The following is a 14,671-nucleotide window of genomic DNA, read 5'->3' as shown; positions in this document are numbered from 1 at the left end:
CGCTGTAACGCTCTGAAAGGGCATATGAGCGTCTGTCAACTGGTGGAACTGGGCAGCGTCGACTGTAAGCAGCCTTCAGTTCGGCTTGGCCACCGGAAACCGTTCGCGAAGCAGCTTCTGCACCGACTCGCTGCCTATCGGCGGGCCGAACAGGAAGCTCTGGCCGAAGTCGCAACCGATTTCCGAAAGCGTCATCGCATCTGTCTCGGAGGCAACGCCTTCTGCAACAACCTGCATGTCCAGCCGTTTGGCAAGGTTGACGATCGAGCGGATGAGAATGCCGCCCTTGTCGGACTGGTCGATCACCAGTGACTTGTCGATCTTGATGGTCTTGAACGGGAACCGCGTCAGGTAGGACAGCGAGGAATGTCCGGTTCCGAAATCGTCCAGCGTGAGACCGATGCCGGCGTCAGCCAGCCGCGACAGGGTCATCAGGGCCTGCTGCGGATTGTGCATGACCAGGGATTCGGTCAGCTCAAGCCGGAAATGCGCCGGGTCAGTCTGTGCTGCGGAAATGACCTTGATCACATCGTTGCACAAGTCGCTCTTGAGCAATTGCGCGCTGGAAAGATTGACCGACATGAAGACGGGAAGCTCGCCGATTGCCGCCTGCCATTGCGCCAGGTCTTCAGCGGCGCGCCTGAGCGAGAACATGCCCAGTTCCAGGATCAGCTCGGATGCTTCAGCCACCGGTATGAATTCTGACGGAGGCACCGTTCCCCGCTTGGGGTCTTCCCAGCGCAGCAGCGCTTCGAAGCCTGCGACCTCGGCATCCTTCAACTCCACGATCGGCTGGTAGACCAGTGACAGCTCATTGCGCTCCAGCGCCCGCCGCAAATCGCTTTCCAGCCGTTGCCTGTCGGAACCCACGGTCCGGAAAGCCGGGCGGAACGGCTCGATCCGGTTGCCGCCAAAGCGCTTGGCCTGGTACATCGCCAGTTCGGCGTCCTTCACCAGGTCGGCGGGGATGGCGTTGTTTTCGACCCAGGTCACAAGTCCGATCGAAGCCGTCAACCGGATGTCCTGTCCGGCAAAATCGATCGGCGCGGAAATAGCCTTGGAAATCGCCTCGGCCACGGCTGCGACCTTGACGGCGTCACGCTCCGAAACCAGCACCAGGCCGAACTGGTCTCCCGAAATCCGCGCCAGGGTGTCTTGCGGCTTGAGCAACCGCTTGAGGCGGCGTGTCAGGGCCAGCAGGATGGTATCGCCAACCGACATGCCCAGCTTGTCATTGACCTGCTTGAAGCGGTCGAGGTCAATCATGAACACGCTGGGACGAACATTCGGATTGAGTTCGGCCAGGCTGATGACGGTTTCGAGCCGGTCGAGAAACAATTGCCGGTTCGGCAGGCCGGTCAGATTGTCATGCACCGCATTGTGCAGCAGCCGGTCCTCGGAGGTCTTCTGTTCGGTTACATCGATGATGGTGCCGACGCAGCGGATGACTTCGCTGTTGGAGCCCAGCACCGGCCGCGCCCTGAGCGCCATCCAGTGGTAATGGCCATCCTCGGCGCGCATCCGGAACTGATGATTTAGCCGGCCCTTGCGGTGCTCAAGCAAGACATCGAGCGTGGTGCGGAAGCGGTCGCGGTCATCAGCATGAATTCGCGGCAGCCAGTTGCGCGCAGGCCCTGCGAGCGCGCCGGGTGAAAGCCCCAGTTGCGGAGAGAGATCAGGGGAGGTAACGACCCGGTCGCGGACCACGTCCCAGTCCCACACCGTGTCGCCCGATCCAGCCAGCGCCATGGCCTGGCGTTCCATGTCGGAGAACAGGCCCTGGTGATAGGCGCCGCCGGCAAAGGCGTGCTGCATAACGGTAAATCCCATCAGCAAAACGATAAGCACCAGTCCGCCGCCAAGGGCTGGCTGCACGATGTCGTTGGCCAGCTGTCCCGTTACCGTCAGCCAGGCGCCAAACAACCAGCATAGTATCAGCGCCCATGTCGGGATCAGCATGACCGCCCGGTCGTAGCGGTTGAAGCCGAGATAGGCGATCAGTGCCACCCCGGCCACCGCCGTTGCGGCAAACGACATGCGGGCGATCCCTGATGCCAGCTGCGGGTCATAGATTGCCACCGCAAACAGCGCTCCCAATCCCAGGATCCAGGCCACCGTTACGTAAGACAGGTTGGTATGCCAGCGATTGAGGTTGAGGTAGGTAAACAGGAACACCACCAGCCCGGTCGCCAGCAGCACCTCTGTGCCCGAGCGCCAGATCCGCTCGTCACCTGGGGTGACACTGATGAGTTTCGACAGAAACCCGAAATCAACCGACACATAAGCCAGCACCGCCCAGGCGAGCGCCGCCGTGGCCGGCAGCATCGAGGTACCTTTCACCACGAACAGGATGGTCAGAAACACTGCCAGAAGACCTGCAATTCCCAGCACAACGCCGCGGTAAAGCGTGTAGGCATTGACCGTGTCCTTGTAGGCTTCCGGTTCCCACAGGTAGAGCTGTGGCAGCTCCGGGGACGCCAGTTCAGCCACGAATGTGATCACAGTGCCCGGGTTGAGGGTGATGCGGAAGACATCGTCCTCGCTGTTTTCGATCTGGTCGAGCGCAAAGCCCTCGCTGGGCGTGATGCTGAGAATCCGGGTGGAACCGAGATCGGGCCAAAACAGACCCGACCCGACCAGCCGGAAATGTGGAGCAACGATCAGGCGGTCGATCTGCTCGTCGGTGACATTTGCAAGCGCAAACACCGCCCAGTCGCCTGAATGTTCGGGAGAGCTGGAGCGCACCTCGATCCGTCGGACGATACCGTCAGCCCCTGCGGCCGTCGACACCTGGAAGGCTTCACCGCGGCGCTTGTAGACTTCGGTCGTTGCTGTCAGGTCAAGCGCGGTGTCTTCGCGGCTGATCTTGACCGGCTCGATCGCCTGCGCAGCCGGCGCATACCCCAGCACCACGAACACCACAAGCAGGCTCAGCGCTGCCTGAACCCAAGTGCCTGCCAAAGCGCCGAGGCGTCTTCCTGGATTGAAACGGAAATCGTAACTCATTCGCCGGAACCGGGTCCTTTCGCGCGTATGGACTGCCAATCCTCGGCAATCAGCGCGTAGAGCAGATGATCACGCCAGGCGCCGTTGATTTTCAGATAGCCGCTCAAATATCCCTCACGCTGAAAACCGACCTTTTCAAGGAGGCGCTGACTTCTTGAGTTCTCGGGAATACAGGCCGCCTCTATCCGGTGCAACTGCATCCGGCCAAAGACATGGGGAATGAGACCATTAAGCGCATCGGCCATCAGGCCCTTGCCGGCATGTTGTTCTCCCATCCAGTAGCCGAGCGCGCAGCTTTGCGCCACGCCGCGCTTGATCGAGTTCAGCGTCGCACCTCCGACGATACGCCCGCTGCCTTTCAGGCAGACAAACAGCGGCAGTGCCACGCCGGCTTCGCGATCGGTTTCGTAGCGGCGGATCCGGTAACGAAAGGCGGAACGCGTCAGTTCGTCGTCGGCCCAGCTCGGCTCCCAGGGTTCGAGGAAAACCCGGCTCTCCGCGCGCAACCGGCTCCATTCGGAAAAATCGCCGATCACCGGGTAGCGGAGAAAGGTCGTGCGCCCTTCGATCCGGAAGTCTTCCTGGGTCCGGCTGCGGAATCGAAACACCGGATGCGCCATGATAGAGAAAATCCTCGGGCTTTATTCGGCCGCGGCCGTTCGCCCGCCGTGCTGGCCAAGCAGCTGCGCCATGTCGGAGACCTTCAGGAGCTTGTCCACCGGCCCGATGGCCGACACGGTAATGGGCGTATCGAAAAACAGCTTGCCGGCAAGATCGGACAGTCTCTGCGGCGTGAGATTGGCCAGGCGTTCCATCAGTTCATCATTGCTCACCGGGCGGCCGAACAGCAGCATCTGGCGTGCAATCTGGCTCGCCCGCGCAGCCGGGCTCTCCTGCGCCATCAGCAGACCGGAGCGGACCTGCGCCCGTGACCGGTTGATTTCCTGCTCCTCGACCCCGTCAGCCGTCTTGGCGAGTTCGGACAGGATCACCGGGACCAGCTCTTCGAGATCCTCTGCGCCAGTCGCTGCGTGGACGCCGAACAATCCCGAATCCGAAAAGCCCCAGTGAAAGGCGTAGACCGAGTAGCAAAGGCCGCGTTTTTCCCGCACTTCCTGAAACAGCCGTGACGACATGCCGCCGCCCAGAATGTTTGCAAGCAGCTGCGAGCAGTAGAAGTCCCGTACCTGATAGGCACGGCCTTCGAAGCCGATCAGCACCTGTGCGTCCATCAGGTCGCGGGCCTCGCGGTAATCGCCACCAGTATAGCTCGCGGTCGGAATGGTCCGCAAAAGTTTGCCTGTCGGTTTGATGGTCTTGCCGAAGCTGTCGTCGATCAGTTTGACGAAGGCTTCATGATCGACATGACCTGCGGCAACTACGACGATGCGGTCACCGGTATAGTGGCGCGTGAGATAGGACCGGATCTGGTCCGGTGTAAACGCCTTCACCGTCTCGGGTGTGCCCAGGATCGGCCGGCCGATGGTCTGGTCGCGGAAGGCCGCTTCAGTGAACTTGTCGTAGACAACATCGTCCGGCGTATCGTTGGCCGCACCGATTTCCTGCAGGATGACATGTTTTTCGCGCGTCAGTTCAGCCTCGTCGAAAACTGAATTGGTCAGGATGTCATGCAGGATGTCGACTGCGAGCGGCACGTTGTCCTTGAGCACGCGGGCGTAATAGGCAGTGGTTTCGGTCGAGGTCGCAGCGTTGACCTCACCGCCGACATTTTCGATCTCTTCAGCGATCTGCCGGGCGCTGCGCTTGTGCGTTCCCTTGAACGCCATGTGTTCAAGCAGATGCGCGATACCGTGCTCTTGCGGACTTTCGTCGCGGGAACCGGATTTTACCCAGACACCGAGAGCCACGCTCTCCAGGTGCGGCATTGTCTCGGTTACCACCGTGACACCGTTGCTCAGGCGTGTCGTCTTGACTGTCATAATGTCACTTTCCCCGGCTCATCGCGTGGCCCGTGTGAGTGACAGAATATGGCTTTCAACCGCATCCTGGTCGTTGGGCACGACGCTGAACCGTTCCTCCCGTTGCATCAGGTCAGAGAGCCACGACGGGAGCGCGGGGTCAATACCACAGGCGTTTTTTACGGCCTCCGGGAACTTGGCCGGATGCGCGGTTGACAATGTGATCATCGCCGCCGTTGGTTTTTCCATTCGCGCGGCAACATGAACGGCGACGGCGGTATGCGGATCGAGCACGTAGCCGGTTTCGGCCTGCACATCGCGGATCATCGCCTTGACCTGGCGTTCACTCGCCCGGCCGGCCCGGAACTCCTTGCGAATGGTCTTGAGCGCCGGCTCGGCAATGTCGAAGGCACCCGATTGCTTCAGTCCGCCCATGGCCCGGCGGACGGCTTCGGCGTCACGGTCGTGGGCATCAAACAGCAGCCGTTCGAAGTTGGACGAGATCTGGATGTCCATGGATGGCGAGGTGGTCGGGCTGACGCCGCGCATCTCGTAGCGCCCGGTTCTCATGGTGCGGGCGAGAATGTCATTCTCGTTTGTCGCGATCACCAGCCTGGCAACCGGCAATCCCATCCGCTTGGCGCAATAGCCGGCGAAAATATCTCCGAAATTGCCGGTCGGCACGGTAAACGAGACTTTTCGGTCCGGCGCACCGAGCGAAACCGCGGATGTGAAATAATAGACGATCTGGGCCATGATCCGTGCCCAGTTGATGGAGTTGACGCCGGACAGGCGCACCTGGTCGCGGAATCCGGCATGGTTGAACATGGCTTTGACCAGATCCTGGCAATCGTCGAAATTGCCCTTGAGCGCCAACGCATGGACGTTGGATGCCGTGGACGTCGTCATCTGCCGCTGCTGTACCGGTGACACCCGGCCTTCGGGAAACAGAATGAAGATATCGGTCCGGTCACGGCCGGCAAAGGCGTCGATCGCAGCCCCTCCGGTATCGCCCGATGTCGCGCCAACAATCGTTGCCCGCTCGCCGCGCTTGGCCAGCACGTGGTCCATCAGCCGGGCGATCAGCTGCATGGCCACATCCTTGAAGGCTAGCGTCGGGCCGTGAAACAGCTCGAGCACGAAGGAATTCGGGCCACTCTGCACGAGCGGAGCGACTGCCGGATGACGGAAGGTCGCATAGGCCTCGTTGATCATCGAGCGAAGCGCTTCCGGCTCGATTTCACCGGCCGTAAACGGCTCGATTACCCGGTAGGCGATTTCCTGGTAGCTCAGGCCGCGCAAGGCCCGGATCTCCTTGCGGGAAAATTGCGGCCATTCCCGCGGCACATACAGGCCGCCATCGCGGGCGAGACCGGCCAGAAGCGCATCGCTGAACTTGAGTGCGGGTGCTTCGCCCCGTGTCGAAATATAGTCCACAGACATGTTCTCCGGTGGTGGACGCGGATCGCGCAAGATGAGATAACGCCGGTCGATTTTCCGCCGCGCGGCTGATATAGACCATGGGCGGTCGTCATGCAAAGGCCACACACCTGTAGGAGGGGTGGTCTTTTGCATCGGGTGAATGAAGGTAGGTTATCGTGTCACAAAGTTGTTTGCGTATCGCCCCGGTTTTGATCAGCGCTGCGCTAATTGCCGGCTGCACTGCCGCCGGCCCCCAGTCAGTGCTTGGCGGCGCCAACCAGCAGCCGGCGGTTGATGCGGCGGTGAACGCAGCGGTGGTGCAGGGCGCCTGTCCGGTCGTCACCCTCCGCGAAGGCACGGCCTACTACACCACCTATTCCAAGGGCGGCGATGGCGATGCGGCCAAGATAGTCCACCAGGCGTCGATAAGTGACACCACACGCCAGTGCCGCATCAGTGGCGATCAGCTGGTGATGACGGTCGTGGTTTCCGGGCGCGTGGTTGGCGGCCCGCAGGCCAAGACCGGTGTGGTTGAACTGCCGTTCCGCGTAGCCGTCCTCGATGGCGAGTCGGTTCTCTATTCGGAGCTGCAGAAGCACCCGGTCTCGATCGTCGAGGGCGGACCCGCCGAGCAATTCATCTACACCAACGCCACCGTCACGTTCCCGGCCTCAGCCTCGCGCACTGCCAAGCTCTATGCCGGTTTCGATCCAGGGCCATACAACACGCCTTGATCCCGTCTGCATAACGTCTGAAAGCCGTCGGCCTGTTCAGAGCAGTTCGGACCAGCCGGCAAGAGCTTCCACGGTGGGCGGGAGATCCGCCATCCGGCTGACCACGGTCTCGGCTCCCGCTTCAGTCAACTGGTCGGCATGGCCTGGATAGCTGTGGGAACCGCCGGTGAAGCCGACAACACGCATGCCCGCAGCCACTGCCCCGTGGACGCCGTGCACCGAATCCTCGATCACCAGCACATTGCCAGGCTTGGCATCAAACTGTTTGGCGCCATGCAGAAACACATCCGGAGCCGGTTTCGTGCGGCCTTCACCGAGTTCCTTGGCCGAATAGACATGCGCGCCGAACAGCCGGTTTAATCCGGTCCGCGCCAGCATCGCCTTCAGCCGGTGCGCCGACGAGTTCGAGCAGATGCAGCGCGGGCCGGGGATGCGCGCGATCGCCTGAACCGCACCTTCGATGGCACGAACTTCCTTGCCCAGTTTCTTGTCGAGCAGCGTTTCGGAGGCATCAAGTAATGTGGCCGAGAACGGAATGCTGGCCTCACGCTCGACTTCGAAAAGGATGTCCTTCCAGGTCAGGCCGGCAAAGCGCTCGGCCAGCTCTTCGGCCGTGATCGGGTACCCGGCATCGCTGAGAAGTTTTGACTCTACCTGCGCCGCAATGATTTCGCTGTCGACCAGAACGCCGTCGCAATCAAAGATGATGAGGTCGAAACCAGCCATGGAAAAGGTCCTGTTTTGGGGGAGGCGGGGAGTTTGGAGATGCGCCCGGACCTACAGCATGGCTTGGCGGCAGACAAGTGCAGGACAATTCAACTCTCGGCACCGAAATGCGCAAGCCGTGAAGAACAGACCACCGACTGGTTCCTTCGGAAATCGCTATGCGGCTGAAATCATTGAAACTGCGGTGCCAAATGCGATCCCGCGAGACCTTACCGGTACGCCCGCCGCCCAGGCAACGATCCCTGTACGGCCGCGGCCCGGCACACTTTAGGCACACCAGGCGGTTCTCCATTCATCAGATGTTTACCCTGTTCGGTAACCATGATGCCCAGTTGTTGCGTCTGAGTAATGTGAGTATCAAATGGCCCGACCTATTTCGCTTTCCGGAATTTCCGCCGTCAATGACACGCGCCAGTCGTGGCTCGATACCATCATCAAGGGGGACTGTGTGGCGGCACTCGAAGCGCTGCCCTCGAACTCCGTCGACGTCATATTCGCCGATCCGCCTTACAATCTGCAGCTTGGTGGCGATCTTGCCCGTCCTGACCAGTCAATGGTCGACGCGGTCAATGATCACTGGGACCAGTTCGAAAGCTTCGCCGCCTACGACGCCTTCACCCGCGCCTGGCTGTTGGCTTGCCGCCGGGTGCTCAAACCCAACGGCACCATCTGGGTGATCGGTTCCTACCACAACATCTTCCGCGTCGGCACGCAGTTGCAGGACCTTGGATTCTGGCTGCTTAACGATGTTGTCTGGCGCAAGACCAATCCGATGCCGAATTTCCGGGGGCGGCGCTTCCAGAACGCCCACGAGACCATGATCTGGGCTTCGCGCGACCAGGACGCCAAGAGCTACACCTTCAACTACGAAGCCATGAAGGCCGCCAATGACGATGTGCAGATGCGCTCCGACTGGCTGTTTCCGATCTGCACCGGCGCCGAGCGCCTCAAGGGCGAGGACGGCAAGAAGGTGCATCCGACCCAGAAGCCCGAGGCGCTGCTCGCCCGCGTGCTGATGGCTTCTTCCAAGCCCGGTGACGTGGTGCTTGATCCGTTCTTCGGCTCCGGCACCACCGGAGCCGTTGCCCGTCGTCTCGGCCGGCATTTCGTCGGCATCGAACGCGAGCAGGATTATATCGATGCCGCCCGCGCGCGTATCGACGCGGTTGAGCCGCTGGGCAAGAACGAACTGACAATTATGACCGGCAAGCGCGCCGAACCGCGCGTCGCCTTCAACGTTCTGATCGAGGCCGGTCACATCAAGCCAGGCGATGTGCTGCACGACGCCAAGCGCAAGCATCAGGCGATCGTTCGTGCCGATGGCACGCTGGTTGCCAATGGTCAGGCCGGGTCGATTCACAAGGTCGGGGCGATCGTGCAGGGTTTTGACGCCTGCAATGGATGGACCTTCTGGCACATCGAGACACCGGATGGTCTCAAGCTGATCGATGAGTTTCGCGCCCGCATCCGCCTGGAAATGGCGCGCGCCGGCTGAGTGCCGCTTACCGGATCCGGCGGGCGTCAAGTACCTTCAGTCACCGCCGGTAATGCAGCGCCCGGGATGTGTCGCACATCCCGGGCGTCCGCTTTATGTCCCGGGAAGGGCGAAAGAGTTCCAGGTAGCGAGCGGGCACGACCGCTTCTGCGAACGCGCGCCGCTTCAACCCGTCCCGCCGTTGCGTCCTGGTGCAATCTGGTTTGAACCAAATCCCTTCTCTGACGTTGGACAAACAAGAAAGCTTTTGCGTGACCAGCTCCGCTTTCGGCGGAGCAAAGCGGAGATCTGGGGATGCGAATGTTGATCGACGGAACGCAGTCCGCCGACAACAGGTCTGCGAGAGAGCTGATGGGCGAGACGGTGTGACGCCCGGTTTCAATGTTTAGCAAGCTGGTCACATTCTGCGCCTGATGTGGCCTTTCCCCTTTCGGGAGGGGTTGATCATGAATGTGCAGTCGCCACTCGGCCATCCGGAAATCACGACGATCAAGCGGGTATTGATCGGCATCTTCATTGTCATCATTGCCCAGGTCCTGTTCGTGGCCCAGGAAGTGGTGATGCCGATGGTTCTGGGTCTGTTGATCGCCCTGACCTTGAGGCCGGTTGTCCGCTTTGCCGAAAAGCGTGGCATTCCCGCTGGAGTTTCTGCTTTTATGGTAATAGTTTGCCTCGCTGGCGGCCTTGGATTTGGCGCCTACTCGATGTCGGGGCCGATTACCGATCTGATCGCCTCCGCGCCCGAAACAGGCGTCAAGATCCGGGCGAAATTTGCCGAATACCGCGATGAGATCGAAGCCGTCAAAGAGGCATCCGAACAGGTCGAGACGCTGGCGCAGGGCACCGATGCCGAGGAAGCCCAGAAGGTTGTCGTCCAGCAGCCGGCCCTGCTCACAGCCGCTGCTTCAAACGCATTCAGCAGTCTCACCACTTTCGTGGTCGCCCTGATCCTCGCTCTTCTCCTGCTTTCCACCGGGACCCTATTCTACGAGAAGGTCGTCGCCATCATGCCGCTGTTGAGCGAGAAGAAACGGGCCTTGCGGGTTATCTATGATGTGGAACGGCAGGTGTCGCGGTACCTGTTCACCATCAGCCTGATCAATGCCGGCTTGGGCACCGCAATCGGCATTGGTTTGTGGCTTTACGAAATGCCTAACCCGGTTATGTGGGGCTGCATCGCCGCGGTCCTGAATTTCCTTCCTTTCATAGGCGCTTGGGCTGGCACCGCGGCGGTCGCTGCCACGGCGATGGTGGTCTATCCGACACTTGGAACCGCCATGGTTGCTCCTGCAATCTATTTCGGTCTTACCGCCATCGAAGGCAATTTTCTCACACCGCTGATCGTGGGCCGCAGGCTCGAGCTCAACATTGTTGCCGTTTTTCTGACCGTGACGGTCTGGGGCTGGCTCTGGGGTCTGCTCGGAGCCTTGATGGCGGTGCCCATTCTGGTCGGTATCAAGGTGCTCTGCGACAACTTCGAATCGATGCACGCTTTCGGTCAGTTCCTTTCGGGTAGGCCGGCCGCGGAGGTGCACGATGGGCCGGACGAGATCAGGCCTGCCTGACCGATAAACCGTGGCGGAACAAACTTGCCGCTCAGGTGTTGTTGCGGGCAACTGCAACAACGGAGGGCGTGATCGCCATGGCAATTTCAACTCTGCTCATCATCATCCTGATCGTCCTGCTGATCGGCGCCGTGCCGACATGGCCGCACGCGCGCAACTGGGGCTATGGCCCGTCCGGCATTCTCGGGCTGGTCCTGTTGGTCGTCATCATTCTGGCGCTGTTGGGACACCTCTGACCCGTACATGGACGTCCGGCGGCTCGATCCGCCGGACGTCTGGTGGGAAGGCCCGGCCAGGTGCGCGAGGGGCAGGTTGCACCACAATCTTGCTATCGCGCCGATGCGGCCCGCTAGACCGGGAGCTCTCAAAAACCGGCCAAACGCGCCAAGTCCTCGCGAAGTTTTGCGGCACCGGTAAAATGCACCGCCTGCCATCCCGCGGCGACGGCGCCTTCGACATTCTTTTCACTGTCGTCAATGAAAAGGCAGGCTTCCGGGTCCAGACCGAAGCTCTTGGCATGCGTGTCATAGATCTCCCGGTCCGGCTTGATCATGCCGATCTCGCCTGACACGGTCACACCCCGCGGCACTTTCAGGAACGGAAACATTTCCTGCGCCTGTTTGAACGTGTCGGCTGCAAAATTGGTCAGCATGGTCACGTCCCGGCCCTGCTGGATCAGGTCAAGCATGATGTCGACACTGTCGTGGTAGGCGTGGCTGACCATCTCGTGCCAGTGCAGGCGAAACGCGCGGATCAGGTCCTCCTTGTCCGGATGTTCTGCAATCAGCAGCGCCTCGGCTTCGTCCCAGTTGCGTCCCCGGTCCTGTTCAAGGTTCCATTCATGGGTGCAGACATTGGCGAAGAACGCCTCGCGTTCCGCTTCATCGGGGATCAGCCGGCTGTAGGGAATGTTCGGATCGTAATGGATAAGCACCTTGCCGATGTCGAACACGATGTGCCGGACTGGTTGCGCCGCTGGCCTGTTTGTCTCGCTCATGTCTTGCCTTTTTTGAACAATCCCGGGAATGCCGCGCTCAGCGCCTTTTTCATCACCGTTGGCAGCGCTTCACCAGGAAGCGAATCGGGGTTACTCCACCAGCCCTCATGTTCGGGCTTGTGGGTGACAACCGCATGAAACACCTCAAGCCGCAATTCAAAATGTGTAAACACATGTGAAATCACGCCCTTGCTGCGCCAGTTCCCCTCGAATGGCGCTGCATTCCTACCGGTTTCGCCGTCGGCACGCACTGTCCAGTTGCTTGTGGGAACACCGGTCATACCGCCGAGCAGGCCGGTATCCGGGCGCTTGACCAGCAACACCTCTCCGTCGTCACGCTCGGCAACAAACGCAGCGCCAAGGCGGACCGGCTTGGCCTTCTTCGGCAGCTTTACCGGAAACTGTTCCTGGTTCCCCGACTGCCGCGCCTGACACTGCTCATTGATCGGGCACAGCGCACAGGCCGGCCGCTTTGGCGTGCAGATGGTGGCGCCAAGATCCATCAGCGCTTGTGCGAAGTCACCAGGGCGGTAAGCGGGTGTGGCCCTGGCGACCACCTCGCGGATCTCGGCCTTCGCCGATGGCAGCGGCGTTGAAATCTCGAAGAGCCGCGTGAACACCCGCTCGATATTGCCGTCGACCACGGCCGCCGGCTGATTGAAGGCAATCGCCGCGATCGCTGCGGCCGTATACGGGCCGATGCCGGGCAGTGCGCGCAGCCCGTCCTCGGTCTGCGGAAACCGCCCACCATGTTCGTTCGCCACGACGTCGGCACATTTTTTCAGGTTCCGGGCGCGGGAGTAGTATCCGAGTCCGGCCCAGGCCTTCATCACGTCTTCCGTGCTGGCAGCGGCGAGGTCTGCAACCGTCGGCCAACGTGTGGCAAAGTTCTCGAAATAGGGCTTCACCGCCTGCACGGTGGTTTGCTGCAGCATGATCTCCGACAGCCAGACCCGGTAGGGATCAGCCACCACCCCCTGGCTGCGCTCGGTGGGGCTGACCCTCCAAGGCAGCGCGCGGGCGTGCTTGTCGTACCAGGCAAGCAGCGCGGACGCGATCTCATGCGCGGTTTTGGGTTGCTCGGCAGATGACATTGAACTCGTGCAGCGATAGGAAGGTAATATGCTTGTGAAGTAGTGCGCTTCAAGAGAAACACAATGCCGGATCATGTCCTGCCAATTGGCCCGGCGCAATCAGCCAGCAAGGTCTGTCCAGTGATTGGATCGGCGGACAGGCTCTGACAGGTGGGGTTCAGGGAGTATTAGTCGAATGGCCAAGCCGTTCAGCCGAAAGGGCAGTCTGCAGATCGCCGAAATCGCCAACGACCTGATCGATCCGATCCTGGCCAGGCGGGCCGGCATCAACACGCTGCTGCTGGCCTCCTGGGACGAGATCGCCGGTGAGCAGTTCGCCGACTGCTCACGGCCCGAGCGGATTCGCTGGCCGCGTCAGGAGGGACCGGACGAAACCGGCGGCGGCTTCACCCCGGGACTTCTGACCATTGCCTGCGAAGGTTCCCGCGCACTGTTCCTGGCGCACCAGGAGGCCGAGCTGATCTCAAGGGTCAACAGTTTCTTCGGTTTCCAGGCCATTTCGCAGATCAGGATCATCCAGAAGGCGATCCACGTGCCGGAGCGCAAACCCAAGGCACGGCCGCTCGACCCGCGCGAAAAGAGCCGTCTTGCCGGCATGCTGTCCGAGATCGAGGACCCGGGTCTGCGCCAAGCACTGGAGCGCCTTGGCACCGGAGTGCTTGGCAGCAAGCCCAAGCGGCCGCGTTGATACGTCAGCCGCCGGCGCGCGCCATGATCACGGCTGCGTGAACATGTTGCACTTGTTTGGCCACAATTGACGCTATAGGAAATAGGCAAGCTGTGGCGTTTGCCGAAAGGCACCCGGCGCCGACCGCGCGAGAGGGCAGGAAACTGGTTTTGAGTGTGGTGGTATCGATGTTTCCAGACAATGGGTGAATTGCATGTTTCGTTTGACCTCCCGACTGTCCGCCGTTGCGGGTGTTTCGTTGCTCGCACTGACCTTGACGGCGTGCTCGGACTCGTCTGAACAGACACCGCAGGCATCCGACAATTCGGCCGCTGCAGTATCCACCGAAACGGCATCTGCAAACGTGTCGGCGGAAACCACGGGTTCGACTGAAAGCAGCGTCGACGCACCGGCGGCAGACGGTGTGGTTGACATGGCCAAGCTGATGGAGCCCGGCCCGCTCAAGGAAATGACGCTTGGCGATGAAAATGCGCCTGTTACCATCGTCGAATACATGTCGATGACCTGTCCGCACTGTGCAGCCTTCCACGAAAGCAACTTCAAGCCGTTGGTCGAAAAATATGTCGACACCGGCAAGGTGCGTTTCGTACTGCGCGAGTTTCCATTCGATCCGCGTGCCGCGGCCGCCATCATGCTGGCTCGTTGCGCCCCGGAAAATCAGTTTTTCCCCATGGTCGATGTTCTCTTCAAACAGCAACGCAGCTGGGCCACAGCGTCCGATGGACGTGAAGCACTGCTCCAAATCGCCCGTTTGGCCGGTTTTACACAGGAGTCCTTTGAGGCTTGCTTGACGAACCAAGAACTTCTGGATGATGTCAATGCTGTAAGATCCAAGGCCGCGAACGAGTTTGGCGTGCAGTCGACACCAACCTTCTTCATCAACGGCAAGCGGTATCCGGGGAATCTGTCGGTTGACGTCATGTCGGCAATCATCGACCCGCTTCTCTGAGCGGGCACTGTGCATCGATCCCTTGTGGTTTGACCGCAAGGGATTCGTTGCCATGCCGATGAATGCGCCTGACCGG

Annotated in this window: 13 protein-coding genes; 6 read left to right on the top strand and 7 right to left on the bottom strand. The window is 60.8% G+C overall.

The genetic code is table 11. The annotated features are described in order from the left end of the window. Positions 1–75: 75 nt before the first annotated feature. From CRO46_RS12680 to thrC, 4 genes are read right to left on the bottom strand one after another with little or no spacing between them, the layout of a single operon-like run. Complete coding sequence (locus CRO46_RS12680) at positions 76–3,006, bottom strand: EAL domain-containing protein (RefSeq protein ID WP_097108131.1); 2,931 nt, start codon at positions 3,004–3,006, stop codon at positions 76–78. Next, a complete protein-coding gene (locus CRO46_RS12675) occupies positions 3,003–3,626 on the bottom strand; it encodes a GNAT family N-acetyltransferase (protein ID WP_097108130.1) in 624 nt (207 codons plus the stop codon). The genes CRO46_RS12680 and CRO46_RS12675 overlap by 4 nt, the downstream gene beginning before the upstream one ends. Before the next feature lie 21 nt (positions 3,627–3,647). Next, positions 3,648–4,946 carry a M16 family metallopeptidase gene (locus CRO46_RS12670; protein ID WP_097108129.1) on the bottom strand — a complete coding sequence of 433 codons (1,299 nt, stop codon included), beginning with the start codon at positions 4,944–4,946 and terminating at the stop codon, positions 3,648–3,650. Positions 4,947–4,964: 18 nt separating this feature from the next. Next, complete coding sequence (gene thrC / locus CRO46_RS12665; RefSeq protein WP_179759047.1) at positions 4,965–6,368, bottom strand: threonine synthase; 1,404 nt, start codon at positions 6,366–6,368, stop codon at positions 4,965–4,967. A gap of 155 nt (positions 6,369–6,523) precedes the next feature. Here thrC and CRO46_RS12660 point away from each other — a divergent pair, with 155 nt between their 5' ends. Further along, the gene (locus CRO46_RS12660; protein WP_097108128.1) at positions 6,524–7,081 is read left to right on the top strand and encodes a hypothetical protein; all 558 of its coding nucleotides are present in this window, start codon (positions 6,524–6,526) and stop codon (positions 7,079–7,081) included. Between the two features lie 36 nt (positions 7,082–7,117). Here the strand turns inward: CRO46_RS12660 and CRO46_RS12655 are convergent, their stop codons facing one another. Further along, positions 7,118–7,807 carry an HAD family hydrolase gene (locus CRO46_RS12655; protein ID WP_097108127.1) on the bottom strand — a complete coding sequence of 230 codons (690 nt, stop codon included), beginning with the start codon at positions 7,805–7,807 and terminating at the stop codon, positions 7,118–7,120. A 361-nt stretch (positions 7,808–8,168) separates the two neighbouring features. Between CRO46_RS12655 and CRO46_RS12650 the strand changes: the two genes are divergently transcribed. The 3 genes from CRO46_RS12650 (at position 8,169) to CRO46_RS12640 (ending at position 11,103) form a co-directional block, all read left to right on the top strand. Further along, complete coding sequence (locus CRO46_RS12650) at positions 8,169–9,302, top strand: site-specific DNA-methyltransferase (protein WP_097108126.1); 1,134 nt, start codon at positions 8,169–8,171, stop codon at positions 9,300–9,302. 446 nt (positions 9,303–9,748) lie between these two features. After that, entirely contained in the window at positions 9,749–10,867 is a 1,119-nt protein-coding gene (locus tag CRO46_RS12645; RefSeq protein WP_179759046.1) for an AI-2E family transporter, read from the top strand. A gap of 77 nt (positions 10,868–10,944) precedes the next feature. Then, positions 10,945–11,103 carry a DUF3309 family protein gene (locus CRO46_RS12640; RefSeq protein WP_097108124.1) on the top strand — a complete coding sequence of 53 codons (159 nt, stop codon included), beginning with the start codon at positions 10,945–10,947 and terminating at the stop codon, positions 11,101–11,103. 128 nt (positions 11,104–11,231) lie between these two features. On the opposite strand, the gene CRO46_RS12635 is transcribed toward CRO46_RS12640, so the two are convergent. Beyond that, positions 11,232–11,864, bottom strand: coding sequence for an HAD family hydrolase (locus CRO46_RS12635; RefSeq protein WP_097108123.1), 633 nt, complete (start codon positions 11,862–11,864; stop codon positions 11,232–11,234). Then, entirely contained in the window at positions 11,861–12,958 is a 1,098-nt protein-coding gene (mutY, locus tag CRO46_RS12630) for an A/G-specific adenine glycosylase (RefSeq protein WP_097108122.1), read from the bottom strand. The genes CRO46_RS12635 and mutY overlap by 4 nt, the downstream gene beginning before the upstream one ends. Before the next feature lie 175 nt (positions 12,959–13,133). On the opposite strand from mutY, the gene CRO46_RS12625 reads away from it, so the two are divergent. Beyond that, entirely contained in the window at positions 13,134–13,646 is a 513-nt protein-coding gene (locus tag CRO46_RS12625) for a DUF721 domain-containing protein (protein WP_097108121.1), read from the top strand. Between the two features lie 193 nt (positions 13,647–13,839). Beyond that, a complete protein-coding gene (locus CRO46_RS12620; RefSeq protein WP_097108120.1) occupies positions 13,840–14,595 on the top strand; it encodes a DsbA family protein in 756 nt (251 codons plus the stop codon). Positions 14,596–14,671 lie beyond the last annotated feature (76 nt).

The sequence above is a fragment of the Parahoeflea halophila genome, from assembly GCF_900220985.1.
Taxonomy (GTDB): domain Bacteria; phylum Pseudomonadota; class Alphaproteobacteria; order Rhizobiales; family Rhizobiaceae; genus Hoeflea; species Hoeflea halophila.
The sequence above is the reverse complement of the archived record's forward strand: the minus strand, read 5'-3'. Positions and strand labels throughout refer to the sequence as shown.